This is a genomic window from Pseudomonas sp. 05N432, assembly GCF_056396945.1.
Map to the genome: position 1 here is coordinate 72,896 of NZ_JBFTMM010000007.1, position 17,477 is coordinate 90,372.

Below are 17,477 nucleotides of genomic sequence, written 5' to 3' on the forward strand. Positions count from 1 at the left end.
GCATGTTCAGCATGCTGGTGGTGAGCGATTCGGGAAAAGGCAGAGAAACTACTGTCACGTAAGGCTCAGGTAGTTGAACGCAAGTGAACTGACTGATGAAGCGACGAAATCTTAGTTGGTGTCAAAACGGGCTTGTATAGCCGGGCCCCGAGAAGTGCAGAGGACACCTGTCTACCGACTGCACGGCACCCGTTGTTAAGGCAGCAAGAACCTGAGCCAGGCCATTTTGGGGAACGTGAGAACCTATCCTCGGCACGTACCGAGAGGGTAGGGGCGGACTCACCCGTAGTAGTGATGAAAGACCTGTAATGGGGCTGGAGCGAAGGGGTGGGGATCACTTTCGTTGTGTGGGACACAACTCGAACGAGGATGACGTTTTAGTGCAGCGAAAAGCATTCGAAATACCGAAATCGCTGGTGTGGATGGCGTATCAGGATGTACGCCGCAACCGTGGCGCGCCGGGCTGTGATGGTCAGACGCTCACGGACTTTGATCGGCAACGCGATCATAACCTCTACCGCATCTGGAACCGGTTGTGCTCAGGGTCGTATTTTCCGCCACCTGTACGGGAAAAGCGCATTCCAAAAGACAACGGCAAGGAGCGCATCCTTGGCATCCCAACGGTCTCTGATCGGGTAGCCCAAGGAGCAGTGAAAAGATATGTGGAGGCTGTGATCGATCCGATTTTCCATCCTGACTCGTATGGGTACAGACCCGGAAGATCGGCCCACGATGCTTTGCGTCAATGTTCCATTCGGTGCCGTCGTAAGAACTGGGTACTGGAAGTGGATATCAGCGCGTTCTTCGACCACGTTGGACACGACCTGATTATCAAGGCTCTGGAACATCACCAGATGCCGAAATGGGTGATCTTGTACTGCCGACGCTGGCTGCAAGCGCCGATGCAGAGTGAGGCGGGGTTGCTCCAGGAGCGGGGACGAGGGACACCTCAAGGGGGTGTGATCTCGCCTTTGCTAGCCAATTTATTCCTGCACTACGCCTTTGATCGTTGGATAGACAGGACGCATCGCGGCGTGCCGTTTGAACGGTATGCCGACGATATTGTTATCCACTGCACAAGGATGAGCGAGGCTGTTCGAATCAGGGAGAGCCTGACGCGACGGATGAGTGAAGTGCGCCTGACCATCAACGAAGAAAAGTCGAAGATTGTCTACATCGACATATTCGAGCGACACAATGTCGCGACGAGCTTCACCTTTCTCGGATATGACTTCAAGGTGCGAACCCTTAGGAACTCCAAGGGCGAACTCTTCCGTAAGTGCATGCCGGGAGCGTCGATGAAGGCGATGCGCAGGATGGTAGACACGATCAAACACTGGCGCATCCATCGATCCACGACTGATGACCTGCGGGATTTTTCTCGCAGGTACAATGCTGTGATTCGAGGATGGATCGAATACTACGGTAAATTCTGGTACAGAAACTTCAGCTATCGATTGTGGAGCGCGTTGCAATCGCGTCTGCTCAAATGGATGAAGAGCAAGTACCGAATCTCTATACGTCAAGCGGAGCATCGGCTGCGTCTTGTTCGAAGAGAGAATCCGGAGCTGTTCGCGCATTGGTATCTACTACGTGCATCGAATGTGTGATCAAGAGCCGTATGACGGGAGACTGTCACGTACGGTTCTGTGAGCAGCCGAGGGGTGAAACTCCCTTCGGCTGACTCGACTTGCGGGGTCGTTACGCAGCGGTCAACGCGCGGCTGCGCTGATGAGCCTGATCCAATCGGCCAAGCTTAACGGGCATGATCCGTATGCTTATCTCAAAGATGTACTAACGCGGCTGCCGACGCAGCGGGCCAGTGGGATCGCCGAGCTGTTGCCGCATAACTGGTTGCCGTTACGCAACCTGTACCTACCGCCTGCAACACAGCACCTTGGCCGCCCAGACAAAGATCAAGTCACGGGAACGAAAGCGTAAGGACGGAGATGGTATCGAGGACGATGAGCCGTTTTGATCCGCACCATAAGTGCCCTGCTGCATGCCTGCATGCGGTCGGGCCCGATGCGTCTTCAACCGGAACACTGCTGCTAAGCTTATCCACAATTGCTGGGGCAAAAGTCAGCAATCCGTCCTGGGTCAATTTTCCATCGGCAGGGTGGGTCAGTTTTCAATCAGCGCCAACACACAGTGCTTTGTTACTCAAAACCGCCCAGTCTGAAAGTCGACAAACGCCTCTTGAATCTCTTCCTCTGTATTCATCACGAACGGGCCTCCAAGAGCGATAGGTTCGCGCAATGGACTGCCTGAGAAGAACAGCAACCGGGCATCCGTATTCTCGGCGCTGAGCGTGACCTCTGACTGCCCACTTTTCTCAGAGCGGGTCAGCCATGCCAGTTGGCTGGCCGGGACGAGCCTCCCAGCCTCCCCGATTTTCGGTATGCCTGCCAAGACGTACATGAAAGCGTTGTCTGTGGCTGGGAGCATCTGCCGAAATGACGCTCCGCGCTCAATTCGCACATCCAGCATTATGATTGGAACATGGTTGAGAGTGGACGAGCTTACGCTCCCGGACTGACCCGAGAAGACTCGAACCTCGACCCCCGGCTCTCGCCTGACGGGCATCGTGCTGCCAGCTAGATCCTGATAACGCGGCTCGGACATCTTCAGTGCCGCTGGCAAGTTCACCCATAGTTGCAACGTATGGGCAATCGTTCCTGGAAGCGCATTTTCTTCGTGGTAAACCCCTCGACCCGCTGTCATCCATTGAGCGCCATCTGCTTTGATCATGCCCCCATTCCCAGCGCTGTCACGATGCTCGACAACCCCATCAATCACAAAGGTCACTGTCTCCATGCCTCGGTGTGGATGACGAGGAAATGCTCCACGGGGCATCCAGTCCTCGGCCATCACTACGAAGGGATCGGAAAAGGTTGGATCACCATCTATCAGTCGGCGAGCCCGATGCCCGGCCATACGTCCAGCTGAGGTGTCAGGGTTAGCAACACGAGCTACCTCACGAACGAACATCGGCTCGTCAGTCTTCATGCTCATCGCCTTATTTGAGTGGATGCTCGATCAAGTTGTGAAGCACCAGTGGGCCAGGAATGTGAAGAAGGCGACCACCTTCATCGATTCGCCCGACAAGGATTGGCGAGAACCCGAGTTGCTCTGCTAAGGCTTTGACGGTCGAGGCAGCTTTTTCGTCGTTGCTGGAGACGAATACGACACGCCGTCCGCCATCCTGAGAGGGATCTCGGGCCAGTACGCCAGCCGGAAGTTGGTTGAAAGCTTTGACGACCGACGCGCCTGGCAGCGCTTGGGCAACAATGTCAGAAGAGAGCCGTCCCGCAAGTGTTTCCGGTGGTACACCATAGGCGTTGGTCTGATCGATGATGATCTTGCCAGCCCAGTCGGATCGACTACGAGCGAGAGCCTCCACTGCGATAAATGGAAGTGCCAGGAATAGAACGTCGGCAGAGAGCGCCTCTTCCAAAGAGGTGGCTGTGACCATTTCTCCCAACTCTGCTGTGAGGGGGAGAATCGTTTCTGGCCCTCTAGTGTTCGCAATAGATACTGGAATCGCGACCCGGGCAAATTGGCGAGCAATGGCGGTTCCGACGTTACCGGAACCAATAATGGCGTATTTCATTTTCGAACTCCTGAAGAAAAAATGAAAATTGATTTGATCAAGCGCCAATCGTGGCGATTTCTTGAAGAGCCCTATTTATCGCCTCATCCTTGGCCTTTGGACTTACAGCCAAGCCTTCCGCGCGCACGACTCGTGTATCCGTGACGCCCAGAAATCCCAATAGCCCGATCAAGTAGCTCTCTTGATGTTCTAAAGCTGCCGCAGGACTACCTGGCGAATACACACCACCACGTGATGAAGCGATGTAAGCCTGCTTTCCTTTCAAGAGGCCTTCTGGGCCAGTGGCGGTGTATTGGAACGATTTGCCTGCTATCGCGACCCGGTCAATCCAGGACTTGAGCGTGCTCGGGATCGTCAGGTTGTACATAGGCGCGCCTATTACCACGATCTGCGAATCGAGGAGTTCTTGCAGATAGCTATTTCCCTTGAAAAGGTCGTTCACCAACATTGGGTCTTTGGCCACAGTGCCTTGCCAGGCTGATAGATGCTCCAAGGAAAGATGTAGTGCAGGGTCTTGGCCGAGATCTCGGTAAATCACCTTGCTGTCCGGGTGGAGCGCAGCGAGGCGCGCGACGATCTGCGAAGACAGGGTACGGCTGACAGACGCGTCGCCTAGGATGCTGGCGTCAAGATGGAGGATTTGCATTTCATTCACCAAGCTTACGGTTTAATGGGCATGTGAAAGATGAGCTGTTCTTGAGGATCTGAAAAGACGGTATATTGAGATGCTATGTATCGCTAATTCGGATGGATGGGGGCGAGATGCTCGACGGTCTATCGCTTGATCAGCTAAGAACTTTTGTCGCGGCCGTAGATGAAGGCAGTTTTTCTGCGGCCGCGAGGAAACTCAACAGGGTGCAATCGGCAGTGAGCGGCTGGGTGAGCGGCTTGGAGGATCAGATTGGGGTAACGCTTTTTGATCGTTCAGGTCGTTTCCCCAAATTGACACCCCAAGGTGCTCTGCTGCTGACAGATGCGCGCAGCATCATTTCGGCCGTCGACACTCTGAAGGCGCGAGCCAAGCTCATGACGTCAGGGCTGGAACCTGAATTATCCGTAGTAGTTGACGTGTTCTTTCCGACGTCTGCCATTACTGCCGTAGTCAAAGAGTTTGCCGAGCGATTCCCGCATACCCGCCTAAAGATTTTCGTCGAAGGCCTCGGTGCGGGCTATCAACCGATACTCGATGGTCGGTGCAGCCTTGGTATCCTGGCATCACTGCCAGTTTCATTTCCCACCCTGTCAATCGAGAGAATTGGCGAATTCTCTTTAGTGGTGGTGGCATCAGTTGATCATCCGCTATCCAGGCTGAGTGGGAAGATTCCTCGGCGGGAATTGGCCAAGCACGTTCAACTGGTGCTGACGGATCGATCAGAACTGCTGGCGGGGAAGGACTTTGGCGTGCTGTCGCCTTCGACCTGGCGTCTGGCTGATCTATCGACGAAGTACGCGTTCCTCAAGGATGGTGTTGGATGGGGCAGCATGCCTTGGCACATGGTCGAACACGACTTAGTTGCTGGCGCTCTGGCTACGCTCGATGTGGAAGGTTCGCCGAAGGAGGGAGTTAAAATAGATATCTGCGCAGTTCACGCGACAGACTCACTGCCGGGGCCAGCTGGACAATGGCTGATTGATCGACTCAGTTGCTCCCCAATCTATTGACCACGATGCTCGAAATTTCTGGGCCGTGGTCGCGGAGATCTTCGTGTTGACTGAAGACTGCCGATGGAACAGGGGGTAGTGTTGCGGGGGGAGTTTGTATCAGGAGAGGCGCCGGTCAGTTTCACAAGGTGTGTTTGGTGTTCGCTTACTTCGCATCGACTCCATCTGGCTCACCACCGAGCCGATGGACATGCGCGCAGGCACCGATACGGCTTTAGACAAGGTGATTGCGCGCAGCCGCACTGTGCTTATCTGTTCGCCAACCGCCGCACCAATCGCATGAAAGTGCTGGTGCATGACGGATTCGGAATATGGCTGGCGGCTCGCCGGTTGAACCAAGGCAAGTTCCACTGGCCTGGCATTCGCCATGGTTCTGAGATGGAACTGGATACCGAGCAACTTCAGGCATTGGTGCTGGGACTGCCATGGCAACGCGCAGTTGATGCAGCGTGTTGAGATGCCTTACCGTCAGGTTGACACGCTGGGTAAGACGGTCGAAACGATGGGTAAAACCATTGAGACGATGGGCAAGAAGATCAACCGCAATCAGACGGTGATCGAGAAGCTGACCCACGAAATCGCCCAGCTCAAGCGTTTGAAGTTTGCCAAGCGCAGCGAGCAGATGAATCCTGAGCAGGCCAGTTTGCTCGATGACCTGATCGATACCGATATCGCAGCGATTGAAGCAGAGCTTCAGGCCTTGCAAGCAGTGCCAGCGGCGACCGAGAAAAAGCTGGCTCTTCGCAGGTTCGTTACGCAGTGGAAAACGGGCGGCGGCGATCATGAGTTTGATCCAGTCTGCGCGGCTCAATGGTCATGATCCGTATGCAAATCTGAAAGATGTTCTCACGCGCCTGCCGACGCAGCGGGCGAGTGAGATCGACCGGTTGCTGCCGCATCAGTGGGGGCCGACCCAACTAATGTAGATTGAATTGGGAGGCTCTTGCCACTCAAGGGCCGACTATTGGGTAGTGCTTAATACGGCACCCATAATTATTGCCATCTCCCTTACATATGCCATCCAAATACCGGTAATTAACGTGCACGGACTGTCCTTTGTTGGGCCACTGTCGACGTGGGAGCTCACTTTGGTAGTTTGTAGTTTCTGGGGTAAAAGTGAGGGTGGACCCTTCTTTTGGACATTCCACAGTGGGCGATGCCGGGATTACCTTCAGGATCTGGGCCTGTAGCTGCGGATACGGACGTTTCAATACATTAGTGATACGTAGTTCCATACTGCAAATTTGCCATACTGATGCTTGTACTGGCTCGCACAACACGAAGAGGGACAAAGCAAATATCACATAGCGTGCTGCATAATTATCCATTATTTACCCTGTCTAGGACCCTGATATCCAGGGTATTATCAGACTCGGATTTATTGAATCATAGAGTGCTCATCAACCTTTTTGGTGAGCATTCAGCTAGGTCGATGCTGAATCAGTGGTCGGCACTAGGTGATTTGGCTAGCTGCTTACGCTAAACCGAGCAGCCAGCGACTTCATTTTGCTGATTTTTGTCGGCGTAGACCGGCAGCTATCGATCCGAATGAGACCATAGACGTCAAGAGCCGATAGAGGAGGACGGTGCTACGGCTAAACACCCCATCCTGGTTCCGTGTAGGGGATTTGATCTTGTTCGGGAAAGTCTGTCTGGTATTCGCCCCAGTCCATATACGAATAGTATTTGGTCATCGCTACGAAGTGACTTTCAGCTTCAACCTCCCAGATAAGTTTGGCTTTTTCGTGAAGAAGCCTGCGCGCCCCATCTCCGTGAGCATCGGCTAGGCAGAAAGTCTGGCAGCCATCCGGTTCCAGCCAAAGTTCATGTTTCCTATCCACTACTCGTTATTGCTTGGCTTTATGGTGCCCGAAAATCTTGATCAAGTGTCCGCTCTTGGGTCACGCTCTACCCATTTCCTCGTACGAAGCATCGACGACTGTGATGCGCTCACCCCAAGCAGTTTCAGCGACTTCCCGGATAATTTCCGCTAGCGTCTCAACATCCACACCCTGGGCCTTGATGCAGGCCAAACGTCCGAGCGACCAATCGATAACGGTGCACTGTGGATACTTCCATAGCAATGCGGACAGGGCTTCCTGAGGCGGCTCTTTGCTGGTGTACATGAAGTCAAGGTACGGGGCACTGGCATCCTGAAGCGAGTACACCAGAGCCCAAGCATTTGATGGGCCGGGAAACCACAGGGTGACATTACGATGTGGAAAAAGGGGGACAGATTTATTCTTCATTGCCGTCGAAGCTGATGACAGAGAAATAAGTCTGTCCTGTTTTCATTACAGACTGTCACACAGGCGGAAAGTCTTCATACGATTTTGGGATGTACCCCCAAATTCTCAGAACGTCAGCGCGCACGTCAAACTCGAATCCAATGTGTGCGACGACCTTCGATATTTCGTCTGTATGGTCAATGGTTGTACGTGCAAGCAGCCTTCCTTTTGAGGGGGCTGCTTCCAACAAACCAATGTCGAACCATTCGACGGACGCAAATGGAAACGGTAGATGGTAAAACCACTCGACATCCCACCCTGAGATGTATCCAGTGACGGACTTGAATCGGTATGACGGACGCCAACCCTGAAGCTGGCGGAAATGGTTGATCAGCTCATCCCACTTGGTATTGTTCGATGCGCTTGCCAAGTTTCTCGCCGCTACGGCAGCATGGATTTTCTTCCGTGTTACATCATCATGGCCCGTGCCGGACTTCGGTAGCTCGCTCATATTCAGTCCTATCGATTTTTTGGTGTTCAAGAATGAATGACCGCAATTGGCTGTCAGTCGCGAATGACCCCGCTGAGGTCCCTTGAACCTCTTTTCACCTTTAGGGTGATCGCCTTTACAGGCGCATTCCCATCTCGAAAGCACGAGTCTCAAACCCGAACTCTGTGTACATGCGAGCCGCACGTGCATTGAACGGCCAGACAGACAACCTCAAGTCCTGAGCGTCATGTTCGATTGCCCAGTTTTTAACGAGTTGAATAAGCCTACGTCCAATACCTTTCCCCCAAAATTGCTCGGCAACACATACCGATCCGATGCGAACAACATTCAGCGGTTGCATCAGCGGCCCAGAACTTGCCGACAGGCTGGCAGTAATGAAGGCTGCGGTCTGGTGACCGACATTCGCGATGAATACAACCTGACCCGGTTTCTCGAAAAGGCCTGACCAGTGAGGAAGGTCGCGCGAAAAGTCTTGGGTGGCAGCCGCGTAAATATCGGGACGGGCAGCGTGGTGCACCGCGTTAAGCAATTGTCCCAACTCACACATGCTAAGTGCGTCTTCTACCGTTGCGGTTCGGTAAGTAATGGCTTCGTCCATGATGTGCAACTCTCCTCGATTGGGTAGGTGGTTCGCAGGGCTCCCGGTCGTTGTCTCATGGTCGGGAGGATATTCCAATGGCTGCTTTTGGCTGATATTTGCCTGTCATGAAGGGCTGCTACCGATCTAAAACTGTACTCAATAAAGCTAGAAGAGCTCAGCCTGACTGGTGCGACTTCGAATGATAACGGGCGCCTACAAGTGGGGGAAAAGTTCACCTCTGACCTGGAGAGCAATCGCTGCGAAGCCTTTTCCAGTGCCACGCTTGGAAATCGAATAGTCTTGGTAAGCGGACACATCCTCCCATTGATCCACCGATTCGATGTGCTGATGAGCACTATCGGTATCAATTTCAAACGCTATGAACTGCTCTGCCTGAGTAAGCAACAGACCATAGAGGCGTGGCATTCCGGGGAAGTCGATATCAAGTTCAAGTACGACGGTTTCTGACCAATTAATGCCTTTGGTCTCGCCATACCGTGCCAAGGCAACAGGAACACCAACGTCCAGCCAAGCCTTGGCGGTTCGCCTGAGCTTGTGGCCGATGACAGCATTTTGCTCCTGCACGTTCAGTTGCCGCTTTTTTAGAAGGCGGTCAATATCCATTGAAATCCCCTTAGGCGTCATTGATACAGGATGACGTCGTCCAATCAAGCGCGCAACGACTGAGCTGACTCTGATCTCTACGCTGCTATCTGAGTTTAAGGGTGAGGTAGCGAGATCCCGCATGGACATGGTGATAGGCCGTTATCAACCCCAAATGGTCACTTGGACTGTGGCCAATGATCCTGAATTTCATACCATGTTGCCTTGGACACTACCTCTATATGTTTCTGCTTGTCGGAAGTGAACGTGGAGTCCAGAGTGCCCATCGCTATCGAGATCCACTCGGCGTACGCACCTTGGCTTCTTGACCAGAACAGCGACGAACCGCACTCGGCGCAGAACTGGCGAAGTACTGATTCAGAGGATGGGTACGACTTGATGCCGTCGGCGCCCTGGACAAGATGCAGGTCGCTGCGCAACACGCTGCCATAGCTGGCAAACGCTGCTCCGTGGCTTTTGCGGCATTGGCTGCAATGGCAGTGAGAAAGAACTTTTGGTCGTGACTGGATTTCGTATTTGACGGCACCGCAAAGGCAGCTGCCCTGAAAGATATCAGTCATATTGGACGCCGTTTGATGATGAAGACGGCAATTTAACCCGTGAGCAGTTTCGGTGTCGACCGACCGCTCTTGGTCGATATCTGCCTGTCGCGAAGGCCTGTTATTGACCCAGACTGTGTGAAAACGCATGCGCCGTTTTGAAATCTGCGTTGCTACGTAAATCTGCCAACGCTTGGTTAATCAGCAGGCCGGAAGTTTGTTTAGGAACGCGATTTTCGTTCCAGTCCTGACCGTCAAACCTTCTCTAAAACGTTTTCACACAGACTGGACCCGAAGCGGACGGTTCGCAGAAAGTGTAAAACGAAGGGGGACGCGCTTTTTACTGGGACTTCAGTTCCGACCACAAAGGACTGTGTCCGATACTCATCATTAGCATTCCGTAGTCTTCAAACTCACCGACGTTGACGTCCTCTTGGCTTTTCCATGTTGCTTCACACTCCTCGCAGACCCACAGCAAAATGTGCGTAGAACGGATACGCATCGCTCGGACTGAGCCTTGACCGCACCTTTGGCACTGAATCGGCATTCTAATAATCTCTAGTTGTTTTCCGACGCAACACAGGCCGGTGTTTCCGCTTCTGGCCGATAGCTACCCGACACCTGTACTAACGACCTCACATATCCGCGCAACTGTACCGGACTTAATCCAAGGCGTTGCCTGAACGTGGTTGCCATGTGCGCCTGGGAGTTAAAACCGCAGGTGTGGGCGATCTCTGCCAGGCTTGCTGTCGAATCGCGTATCAGTGCGCGGGCCTTGGCAAGACGTCGGTCGATCAGGTAACTGTGCGGGCTCTTGCCCGTCGCGTTCTTGAACGCCCGCATGAAATAGCCTTCGGACAATCCAAGTAAGCCCGCCATTGCCGGTATGCCCAGCGGCCCGTCGAGACCAGCGTCAATGAACTCATCGAGCAGACGCATCCGGCTGCCGGTGATAGAGCCTTGGGGTGGAGCCGAAAATGTTTGATCGCCCGTCGCCCGTTCAGCCAATGCGAGTGCCCAGGCCTCCCAATCGTCGTCCACGGAGGTTTGCAACAACGCGCTGCGCATTCGCAGGGCGAGGGTAATGGCCTGCTGATCAATGCGATTGTTGAATGCACTTTCCCCGACCAACGCATTACCGTCAGTGCGCATTACCCGCAGGTATTCACCGCCCATGGGTGACTCGGACAGCACGTCACAGCCGGCGGGGACGAACGCCAGACCGTTGGGCATGGCATCGAAGGGCAGCACTCGGTCGCTGCCAATGGCGTGAAGGCCTCGCTGGCTGTCGAAGGCAAAGCCAATCGCTGCCTGGGGCGCTACATACCGGGTCGCGTAGGCGGCGCCGGGTAGCAATTCTATCGTCCATGGCCCTGCCTCGACTCGGCGGACCGGTTCGGGGCGGGGCGTTGGCTGAAGGCGGCTTCGATGGTTCATGAACACCATAGTAGTGAAGCGGGGGCACAAAAGTCAGGTCAGTTTTTTGAAAGCCTGCGTGATGCGCTCGTGTCTAGACTGGGCAAAACCTCAGGGAGACGACTCATGCTCAGACTGGCTCGCGACGATATCGAACACGCTGCTCACCACGTGTATCAGGTCATGCCCGCTACCGCTCAATACCCTTGGCCCTTGTTGGCCGAGCGCTTGGGTTGCACCGTTTGGGTCAAGCACGAAAACCACACACCGACAGGTGCTTTCAAGGTGCGTGGCGGCATTACCTTTATGCACTGGCTAAAGCGCGAGCACCCGGGCATCAAGGGTATTGTCACCGCCACCCGCGGCAACCATGGCCAGAGCCTGGCGCTGGCAGCCGGCGCGCTGGGTTTGAGGGCGCTGATTGTAGTGCCGGAGGGTAACTCGGTAGAAAAGAACAATGCCATGCGCGCCTTTGGCGGTGAAGTGGTCGAGTGTGGTCGCGATTTCGATGAAGCCCGTGAAGAGGCCGCGCGCCTGGCGCAAGCGCATGGCCTCTATCTGGTTCCGCCGTTCCATGCCGAGTTGGTCAAAGGCGTGGCCACTTATGCGCTGGAGCTGTTCAAGGCTGCGCCGGATCTGGATACGGTCTACGTGCCGATTGGCTGTGGCTCGGGGATTTGTGGGGTGATCGCCGCCCGCGACGCACTTGGCCTGAACACCCGGGTGGTGGGTGTGGTTTCCACTAATGCCGAGGCCGCAAAGTTGTCGTTTGACGCAGGAGAAATATGCGAAACCGCTTCGGCGAATACCTTTGCTGACGGCCTTGCCGTGCGTAAGCCAATTCCAGAAGCCTTTGCCATCTACGCGCAAGGTGCACAGCGAATCGTATCAGTCAGTGAGGCGCAGATTGCCGAGGCCATGTGCGTGTATTACACCGATACCCACAATCTTGCCGAAGGGGCGGGTGCGGCGGCCCTTGCGGCGCTGATTCAGGAGCGTGAAGCAATGGCTGGAAGAAGGGTGGGGGTGATTCTGTCCGGTGGGAATGTGGACCGCTCGGTGTATGCGAGAGTGATTGCGTGAAGTAAGTCGATGGGGTAGATGACCGCTTCTGGCCGGAAGCAGTCCATCGCCAACGACTGCTTTTGGCCGATTTGTGCCGGTCACGACTGACGGAAATCGACCCGTTTTCTGCCTTTCAGCATAGGCAGCTATGGCTCAGCATCAACCCGCACAAATCTTCTAAACGTCCTTTTCCAAAGCGCGGTAATTTAGTCGCCCGCACAGTTCAAAGCTGAACCATTACCTCTGGAGCCTTCCGTGGATAAACGCAACTGGATTGAGCTGTCCCAGGATGCCGATACCGGGATTGAATCGATTCGTGCCCATTTTCGGGGGCATGCCTACGATCCGCACTGGCATGACAGTTTTCTGGTGGGGGTCACCGAACAGGGGGTGCAGCAGTTCAATTGCCGACGCGTTCGCCACCTCAGTACGCCGGGAAAGGTATTCATGCTGGAGCCGGGGGAAATCCACGATGGGCATGCGCCGACCGAGGAAGGGTTTACCTATTCCATGCTCTACCTCGATCCGCACTGGCTGGAACGGGAGTTGCACGCGTTGTTCGAGCACGCGCCGACCAACAGTCAGCCGGGTTTTGCCGACACCCTGAGCCAGGATCCGGGCCTGGCCACTGCCATTTATCAAGCCTTCCACGTGCTCCAAGAGGGTGACTTGCGCATCGTGCGCCAAAGCGCCATCGATACCTTGTTGGGTTCGCTCACTTGCCACCTTGATTGGCGCAAGCGGCAGGCCTTTGATCCGCGTCTGCCGTTGGTGGCCCAGGTTGCGCGTGACTATTTGCATGCCCATGTCTACGAGGACATCGGGCTGGATGATCTGGCTCAAGCCTGTGGTGTCGATCGCTTTCGCCTGACGCGGGCCTTCAAGGCAGCCTTTGGGCTGGCGCCTCATGCTTATCTGATCCAGCTGCGTCTGGCCAAGGCGCGGCAGCTACTGGCGCGGGGCGAGTCGCCGGCGCAGGTGGCCAGTGCTCTCGGGTTCTCCGATCAAAGCCATATGGGGCGCTGGTTCCGCCGTGCCTACCAGCTCACGCCAGCGGACTACCGCAAGCGCTGCTCAAACCTTCCATACTGAATCCAGCTGACCCGCGACCATAGGCCTCCTATCTGATCAAGGAGTCCATGCCATGTCTTTTGCGCTGTTCTTTTCTGCCCCTTCGATGTGTCCTCAGGGAGTCTGAACCATGGAATCGTTGTTGCCTTTCCTGCTGTTTGCGTTCGTTGCCTCGATCACTCCGGGGCCGACCAATATTCTGGTGCTGAGCCACAGTTCGCGGTGGGGGCTGGGCGCTACGCTGCCGATCATTTTTGGCGCATGCGTGGCGGCGGCGCTGATTGTGTTTGCAGTCGGGCTCGGCGTGGGCGAGACGCTGCTGCGGTTTCCGCGAGTGCAGCAGGCGATGGCCTGGGCCGGGGTGCTCTGGTTGAGCTGGCTGGCCTGGCAGATCTTTCAAAGCGCGCCGCCGTCCCTGAACCCGACTACCCCGCGCGACGAGGGCCTGAGCGTATTCGGTGCCGCCACCCTGCAATTGCTCAACCCCAAAGTCTGGATGATGGCGGTGGCGGTAGCGAGCGTGTTTGCCGGTGGCGGCGACAAGACCATGCGGCTGGTGTTGTTGTCGCTGGTGTTTCTGTTGGTCTCCTTGCCGTGCATGACCCTGTGGGCGTTGTTCGGCGTGGGTAGTGCTCGGTTTTTTGGTTCGCGACAGGCGTTCAAACGCGTGAACCATGCACTGGCTTTTTTGCTGCTGGTGTCGGCCTGGTTGACCGTGCTGGTGTAGGTCGAACATTGCCTGGGCAGGGCGATTTAATCAGCAGCCAGACCCCGCCAGACTTAGGGTGGTGAAGACGGCCTGTATGGAGAAATAGGCGGGCAGAATGCGTTCGTACAGAGACTTCAAGGGGGGTATTGCCAGGCCGACTGTAGTCTCGACTGTCCAGTAACGTTCTGGTTCTGACCGTTTAACTTGCTCTAAATCGTTTTTACACAGCTTCGGCCGATTACTGCCTGTCGCGACCGGCTGAATACGTCAGATTGGTGGTGATGCTGACGACATGGCCGCTGCCGTGTTTTTCCATCTCGGCGATGGCGAGTTGGGTGATGTAGAAGAAACCATTCAGGTTCACCGACAGCACAGCAGCGTAGTCTTCGTGGGTAGGCTTTGGATCTTGACGCAGGACCGGCTAACGGGTGTCCCCCATCTCCTCATTTCGCGCCGAACAGCATCGTCCAATAGATGCCGTTGTCGCTATGCGAGTTCGCGGCATAGGCCGCGCCAACCTGGGTAAACATCGGGTTCATCAGAATGGCGCAATGCCCGGGGCTGGCCAGCCAGCCTTCCATAGCCTTGTCCGGCGAACGCTGCCCGGCGGCGATGTTCTCTCCGATCTGCCGGCCACCGTAGCCGGCGGCCTTCGCTCGGTCCCACGGCATATCACCGTTGGGGTCCTGGTGCGCGAAGTAATTGTCGTTGGCCATCGCCCGGCTGTGCCCCTGCGCCGCTGTCCCCAGGGCGGCATTCCAGGTCAGCGGCGGTGCAGCGGCGAAGCGCTGACGACCACACAGGCGCGGTTTCGCCCGTGCCGCGTTGACTTGCGCCAGCAACGTCTTGCCCGCCGCTCGCGGGTCGTCCAGATGCCTATCGAGCAAGGGCCGCGCCAGCACCACCTGCCATTCACTCTCGTCGCGATACACGCCAATATCGGTGAACTGGGTATCGAGCAGGGCCCCACAGTAGCGGCTCTCGAGCATGTCAAAGGCCTCCTCGGCATCTTCAGCGTCGACCAGGCGGATAGTCCGCACAGACGCCGCCTGATAGCCGGAATCCTTCAACGTCTCCCGCGTAACGCCTCCATAACCGATCGGCAAGGCCAGGTTCGACTTCAGGGCCAGCGGCGTCAAGGCTTGGACCGTGCGCCCCGCGCAGCGCTGCGGTTGGGCGCGGTAGTCGTTGATGTCCTCCACCAGTTGCCTTTCCCCGCCGGCATGGGCGGGACTGGCGAACAGGGGGAGCAAAGGAATAAGGCAGAGCGAGAAAACGCGGGAGGAGCGAACGGTCTGGTGCATGAGGCGGGCAGCTCTGATGGGATGACGACGGTAATGGCGATAGTGGGCTGAGGAATGACCGCAGAGCGTTTCGCTGTATTGGCTCGCAAATGGATTCCAAAGCCGGGCTAAGACTGTGGGCCTCAACACAAGTTTCACGAGCAAAGGGGGGAATTTATTGTTGGAGCCGTGCGTGCGCTCCAGGCTGATTGCTGCCTATCGAGAAAGGCTGCAATCAGCCTGGAGGTAAATCACGGCCAGGTGGGGATGGCGCCATCAGCGCTTGCTAAAGGCCAGTCCAGCTGCGAACAGAACAAAGACCATGCCTGTGGTGTGATCCATCCACTTGATCACTTTCTCACGTCGCAGAACGCCGGCAAGGGATTGAGTCGCGCCAATCAACGTCGAAGACCACATCAGACCCAGCACCACGTGAATGCTGACCAAGCCAAATGTCCAGGCAACCAGGCTGTGTCCGTGGGGGATAAATTGAGGGAGAAAAGAGACGTAGAAAATGCCGATTTTGGGATTGAGGACGTTCCCCATCATGCCCTTCAGGAACCAGTTTGCATTTGGCTTGCCGTCATCTTCGACGGGCGACAGTGAGCTACGCGGGCGCAGCAACATGTTCAATCCGAGCCATGCCAGATAAGCGGCGCCGCAGTATTTCAACAGGCTGTACGCCAGCTCCGATACCGCAATCAGAGCACCCAGGCCAAAGGCGACAGCGGCGCCCCACAGTAAGCAGCCAGCATTGATACCCAGCGCAGCGCGAAACGCCTGTTGCTTACCTTCCACCGTTGCGGTTCTCAAAACCAGAGCGGTATCGAGGCCGGGCGTCAGCGTTAGCAGAGTGGCTGCGAAGGTAAAGGCGAGGAGATTATCTGCAATAGACATCGGCGAATGACTTTAAAGTGACGACGCGCGAACGTTAGCACATGGCGGGTTGGCTTCTGCGACTACACGATCTTCCAGTCTTTTTACGAACGCTTCGGCTTCTGCCAGACAACTTGGCCTGGTGCCTGTTGCATTGAAAATGGAGAGTGGGTGTCATCATGGCGTCATCGAACCGATGGCAAGATCCTCGCAAACCGTCTTGAGCGCTCAGCAGTGCTCCGCCTGATGGCTGATGAATGTGCGAGGAATACCCGTATGAAAGGAGACACCTCCCTGTTTGCGGCCATTGACCTGGGTTCCAATGCGTTTCGCATGATGATTGGCCAGTCGGTCAAACGGAACCAGCAATTCATTATCCAGGAGGTGAAAACCCTGCGTGAGCCTGTCCGCCTGGCGGAGGGATTTCAGGGCGGGTCGCTGAACGAATTTGCGCTGGATCGGGGATGGCAGGCACTCGCGCGATTTGGCAAAAAGTTACGCGGCTTTGAGGCCGGTCGTGTACGTGCGGTGGCGACCAGTGCCGTCCGCGAAGCTGATAATGCTCAACTTTTTCTGTCCAGTGCGGAGCGACATTTGGGTTTTCGTATTGACGTCATCTCTGGGCATGAAGAAGCCCAACTGGTGTACGCCGGGGTTGCCCACACGATACCGGGTACTGAGAGTATGCGACTGGTCGTGGACATCGGCGGTGGCTCCACTGAATTGATTCTGGGGCAGGGTGCTCACCCCCTGTTGACCGAGAGCATTGCCATCGGCAGCGGCACCTTTGGCGCACGTTACTTTCAGGGCGGCGGTATCACGGCTCAGGCGCTCCTCGAGGCTGAGCGGGTGGCCACTCTACAGTTTGAAAAAGTTGCACGTCGTTATCGTGCACTCGGTTGGCAGCAGACTATCGGTTCTTCAGGTACCGCAAGGGTGCTGGCCAAAGTGCTCAAGGCCAACGGATTGAACGACTCTGGCCAAAGCGGAATCACCTACGGCGGTCTGTTGCGTTTGTCATTGCGTCTGCTGGACGCGGGGCATGTGAAACGACTCAAATTGGCGGGCTTGCCAACCCATCGCCTGAGCGCCTTGCCCGGCGGCCTGGTGCTCATGCTGGCGGCGTTCAAGGTATTTGGTATCCCGCATATGACTCCGTCCGAGCCAGGCTTGAGGTTCGGCGTTCTGCATGGCCTGATGTGTAAACACTAGTGGAAACCGAAGCCGACCTTTCAACACGGTCGGCCGATTTCTGCCTGTCGCCAAGGGCAGTAATCGACCCAATGCAGGACACCAAACT

At 55.7% G+C, this 17,477-nt stretch carries 18 protein-coding genes and 5 pseudogenes; 11 read left to right on the plus strand and 12 right to left on the minus strand.

The annotated features are described in order from the left end of the window. Positions 1–380 precede the first annotated feature (380 nt). The 3 genes and pseudogenes from ltrA to AC1DHT_RS09440 all read left to right on the plus strand — a co-directional run. Entirely contained in the window at positions 381–1,610 is a 1,230-nt protein-coding gene (ltrA, locus tag AC1DHT_RS09430) for a group II intron reverse transcriptase/maturase (protein WP_427544958.1), read from the plus strand. Between the two features lie 82 nt (positions 1,611–1,692). Then, positions 1,693–1,860: pseudogene (locus AC1DHT_RS09435) on the plus strand (transposase domain-containing protein); the annotation flags it as partial. A gap of 13 nt (positions 1,861–1,873) precedes the next feature. Next, a pseudogene (locus tag AC1DHT_RS09440) lies at positions 1,874–1,978 on the plus strand (AAA family ATPase); the annotation flags it as partial. A 185-nt stretch (positions 1,979–2,163) separates the two neighbouring features. Here the strand turns inward: AC1DHT_RS09440 and AC1DHT_RS09445 are convergent. From AC1DHT_RS09445 to AC1DHT_RS09455, 3 genes are read right to left on the minus strand one after another with little or no spacing between them, the layout of a single operon-like run. Further along, positions 2,164–3,009, minus strand: coding sequence for a pirin family protein (locus AC1DHT_RS09445; protein WP_027912985.1), 846 nt, complete (start codon positions 3,007–3,009; stop codon positions 2,164–2,166). Between the two features lie 10 nt (positions 3,010–3,019). Beyond that, positions 3,020–3,613 carry an NADPH-dependent F420 reductase gene (locus AC1DHT_RS09450; RefSeq protein WP_175553968.1) on the minus strand — a complete coding sequence of 198 codons (594 nt, stop codon included), beginning with the start codon at positions 3,611–3,613 and terminating at the stop codon, positions 3,020–3,022. A 37-nt stretch (positions 3,614–3,650) separates the two neighbouring features. Further along, a complete protein-coding gene (locus tag AC1DHT_RS09455) occupies positions 3,651–4,259 on the minus strand; it encodes an FMN-dependent NADH-azoreductase (protein ID WP_427544960.1) in 609 nt (202 codons plus the stop codon). Positions 4,260–4,375: 116 nt separating this feature from the next. On the opposite strand from AC1DHT_RS09455, the gene AC1DHT_RS09460 reads away from it, so the two are divergent. From AC1DHT_RS09460 to AC1DHT_RS09475, 4 genes and pseudogenes are all read left to right on the plus strand, one after another. Beyond that, entirely contained in the window at positions 4,376–5,275 is a 900-nt protein-coding gene (locus tag AC1DHT_RS09460; RefSeq protein WP_427544962.1) for a LysR family transcriptional regulator, read from the plus strand. A gap of 63 nt (positions 5,276–5,338) precedes the next feature. Beyond that, entirely contained in the window at positions 5,339–5,731 is a 393-nt protein-coding gene (gene tnpB, locus AC1DHT_RS09465; protein ID WP_427544964.1) for an IS66 family insertion sequence element accessory protein TnpB, read from the plus strand. 1 nt (position 5,732) lies between these two features. Further along, a pseudogene (locus tag AC1DHT_RS09470) lies at positions 5,733–6,023 on the plus strand (transposase domain-containing protein); the annotation flags it as partial. Continuing rightward, positions 6,001–6,201 (plus strand): annotated as a pseudogene (locus AC1DHT_RS09475) (transposase domain-containing protein); the annotation flags it as partial. The pseudogenes AC1DHT_RS09470 and AC1DHT_RS09475, both read left to right, overlap by 23 nt. Before the next feature lie 975 nt (positions 6,202–7,176). On the opposite strand, the gene AC1DHT_RS09480 reads toward AC1DHT_RS09475, so the two are convergent. From AC1DHT_RS09480 to AC1DHT_RS09505, 6 genes are all read right to left on the minus strand, one after another. Then, positions 7,177–7,524, minus strand: a complete 348-nt coding sequence (locus AC1DHT_RS09480) for a hypothetical protein (RefSeq protein WP_427544966.1) — start codon at positions 7,522–7,524, stop codon at positions 7,177–7,179. 55 nt (positions 7,525–7,579) lie between these two features. Beyond that, complete coding sequence (locus AC1DHT_RS09485; RefSeq protein WP_054598013.1) at positions 7,580–8,014, minus strand: DUF6678 family protein; 435 nt, start codon at positions 8,012–8,014, stop codon at positions 7,580–7,582. Between the two features lie 115 nt (positions 8,015–8,129). Further along, a complete protein-coding gene (locus tag AC1DHT_RS09490; RefSeq protein ID WP_103315962.1) occupies positions 8,130–8,612 on the minus strand; it encodes a GNAT family N-acetyltransferase in 483 nt (160 codons plus the stop codon). 195 nt (positions 8,613–8,807) lie between these two features. Then, positions 8,808–9,218: a hypothetical protein gene (locus AC1DHT_RS09495; RefSeq protein ID WP_427544968.1), complete on the minus strand. Its 411-nt coding sequence runs from the start codon at positions 9,216–9,218 to the stop codon at positions 8,808–8,810. Between the two features lie 158 nt (positions 9,219–9,376). Beyond that, positions 9,377–9,778: a GFA family protein gene (locus AC1DHT_RS09500; protein WP_427544970.1), complete on the minus strand. Its 402-nt coding sequence runs from the start codon at positions 9,776–9,778 to the stop codon at positions 9,377–9,379. Between the two features lie 537 nt (positions 9,779–10,315). Further along, entirely contained in the window at positions 10,316–11,203 is an 888-nt protein-coding gene (locus AC1DHT_RS09505; RefSeq protein WP_427544972.1) for a helix-turn-helix transcriptional regulator, read from the minus strand. A gap of 96 nt (positions 11,204–11,299) precedes the next feature. Between AC1DHT_RS09505 and AC1DHT_RS09510 the strand changes: the two genes are divergently transcribed. From AC1DHT_RS09510 to AC1DHT_RS09520, 3 genes are all read left to right on the plus strand, one after another. After that, the gene (locus AC1DHT_RS09510) at positions 11,300–12,256 is read left to right on the plus strand and encodes a threonine dehydratase (protein ID WP_427544974.1); all 957 of its coding nucleotides are present in this window, start codon (positions 11,300–11,302) and stop codon (positions 12,254–12,256) included. A gap of 237 nt (positions 12,257–12,493) precedes the next feature. After that, positions 12,494–13,330 (plus strand): AraC family ligand binding domain-containing protein, encoded by an 837-nt coding sequence (locus AC1DHT_RS09515; RefSeq protein ID WP_427544976.1) that lies wholly within the window; start codon positions 12,494–12,496, stop codon positions 13,328–13,330. Positions 13,331–13,439: 109 nt separating this feature from the next. Beyond that, on the plus strand, positions 13,440–14,036 hold the full coding sequence (locus AC1DHT_RS09520; protein WP_427544978.1) for a LysE family translocator: 597 nt from the start codon (positions 13,440–13,442) through the stop codon (positions 14,034–14,036). A 250-nt stretch (positions 14,037–14,286) separates the two neighbouring features. Here AC1DHT_RS09520 and AC1DHT_RS09525 read toward each other — a convergent pair. The 3 genes and pseudogenes from AC1DHT_RS09525 to AC1DHT_RS09535 all read right to left on the minus strand — a co-directional run. Further along, positions 14,287–14,412: pseudogene (locus AC1DHT_RS09525) on the minus strand (3-oxoacyl-ACP reductase); the annotation flags it as partial. Between the two features lie 49 nt (positions 14,413–14,461). After that, positions 14,462–15,322: a CAP domain-containing protein gene (locus tag AC1DHT_RS09530; RefSeq protein WP_427544980.1), complete on the minus strand. Its 861-nt coding sequence runs from the start codon at positions 15,320–15,322 to the stop codon at positions 14,462–14,464. A gap of 255 nt (positions 15,323–15,577) precedes the next feature. Then, on the minus strand, positions 15,578–16,198 hold the full coding sequence (locus tag AC1DHT_RS09535) for a LysE family translocator (RefSeq protein WP_103315940.1): 621 nt from the start codon (positions 16,196–16,198) through the stop codon (positions 15,578–15,580). A gap of 255 nt (positions 16,199–16,453) precedes the next feature. Between AC1DHT_RS09535 and AC1DHT_RS09540 the strand changes: the two genes are divergently transcribed. Continuing rightward, positions 16,454–17,389 (plus strand): Ppx/GppA phosphatase family protein, encoded by a 936-nt coding sequence (locus AC1DHT_RS09540; RefSeq protein ID WP_427544982.1) that lies wholly within the window; start codon positions 16,454–16,456, stop codon positions 17,387–17,389. The last annotated feature ends 88 nt before the right edge of the window (positions 17,390–17,477 follow it).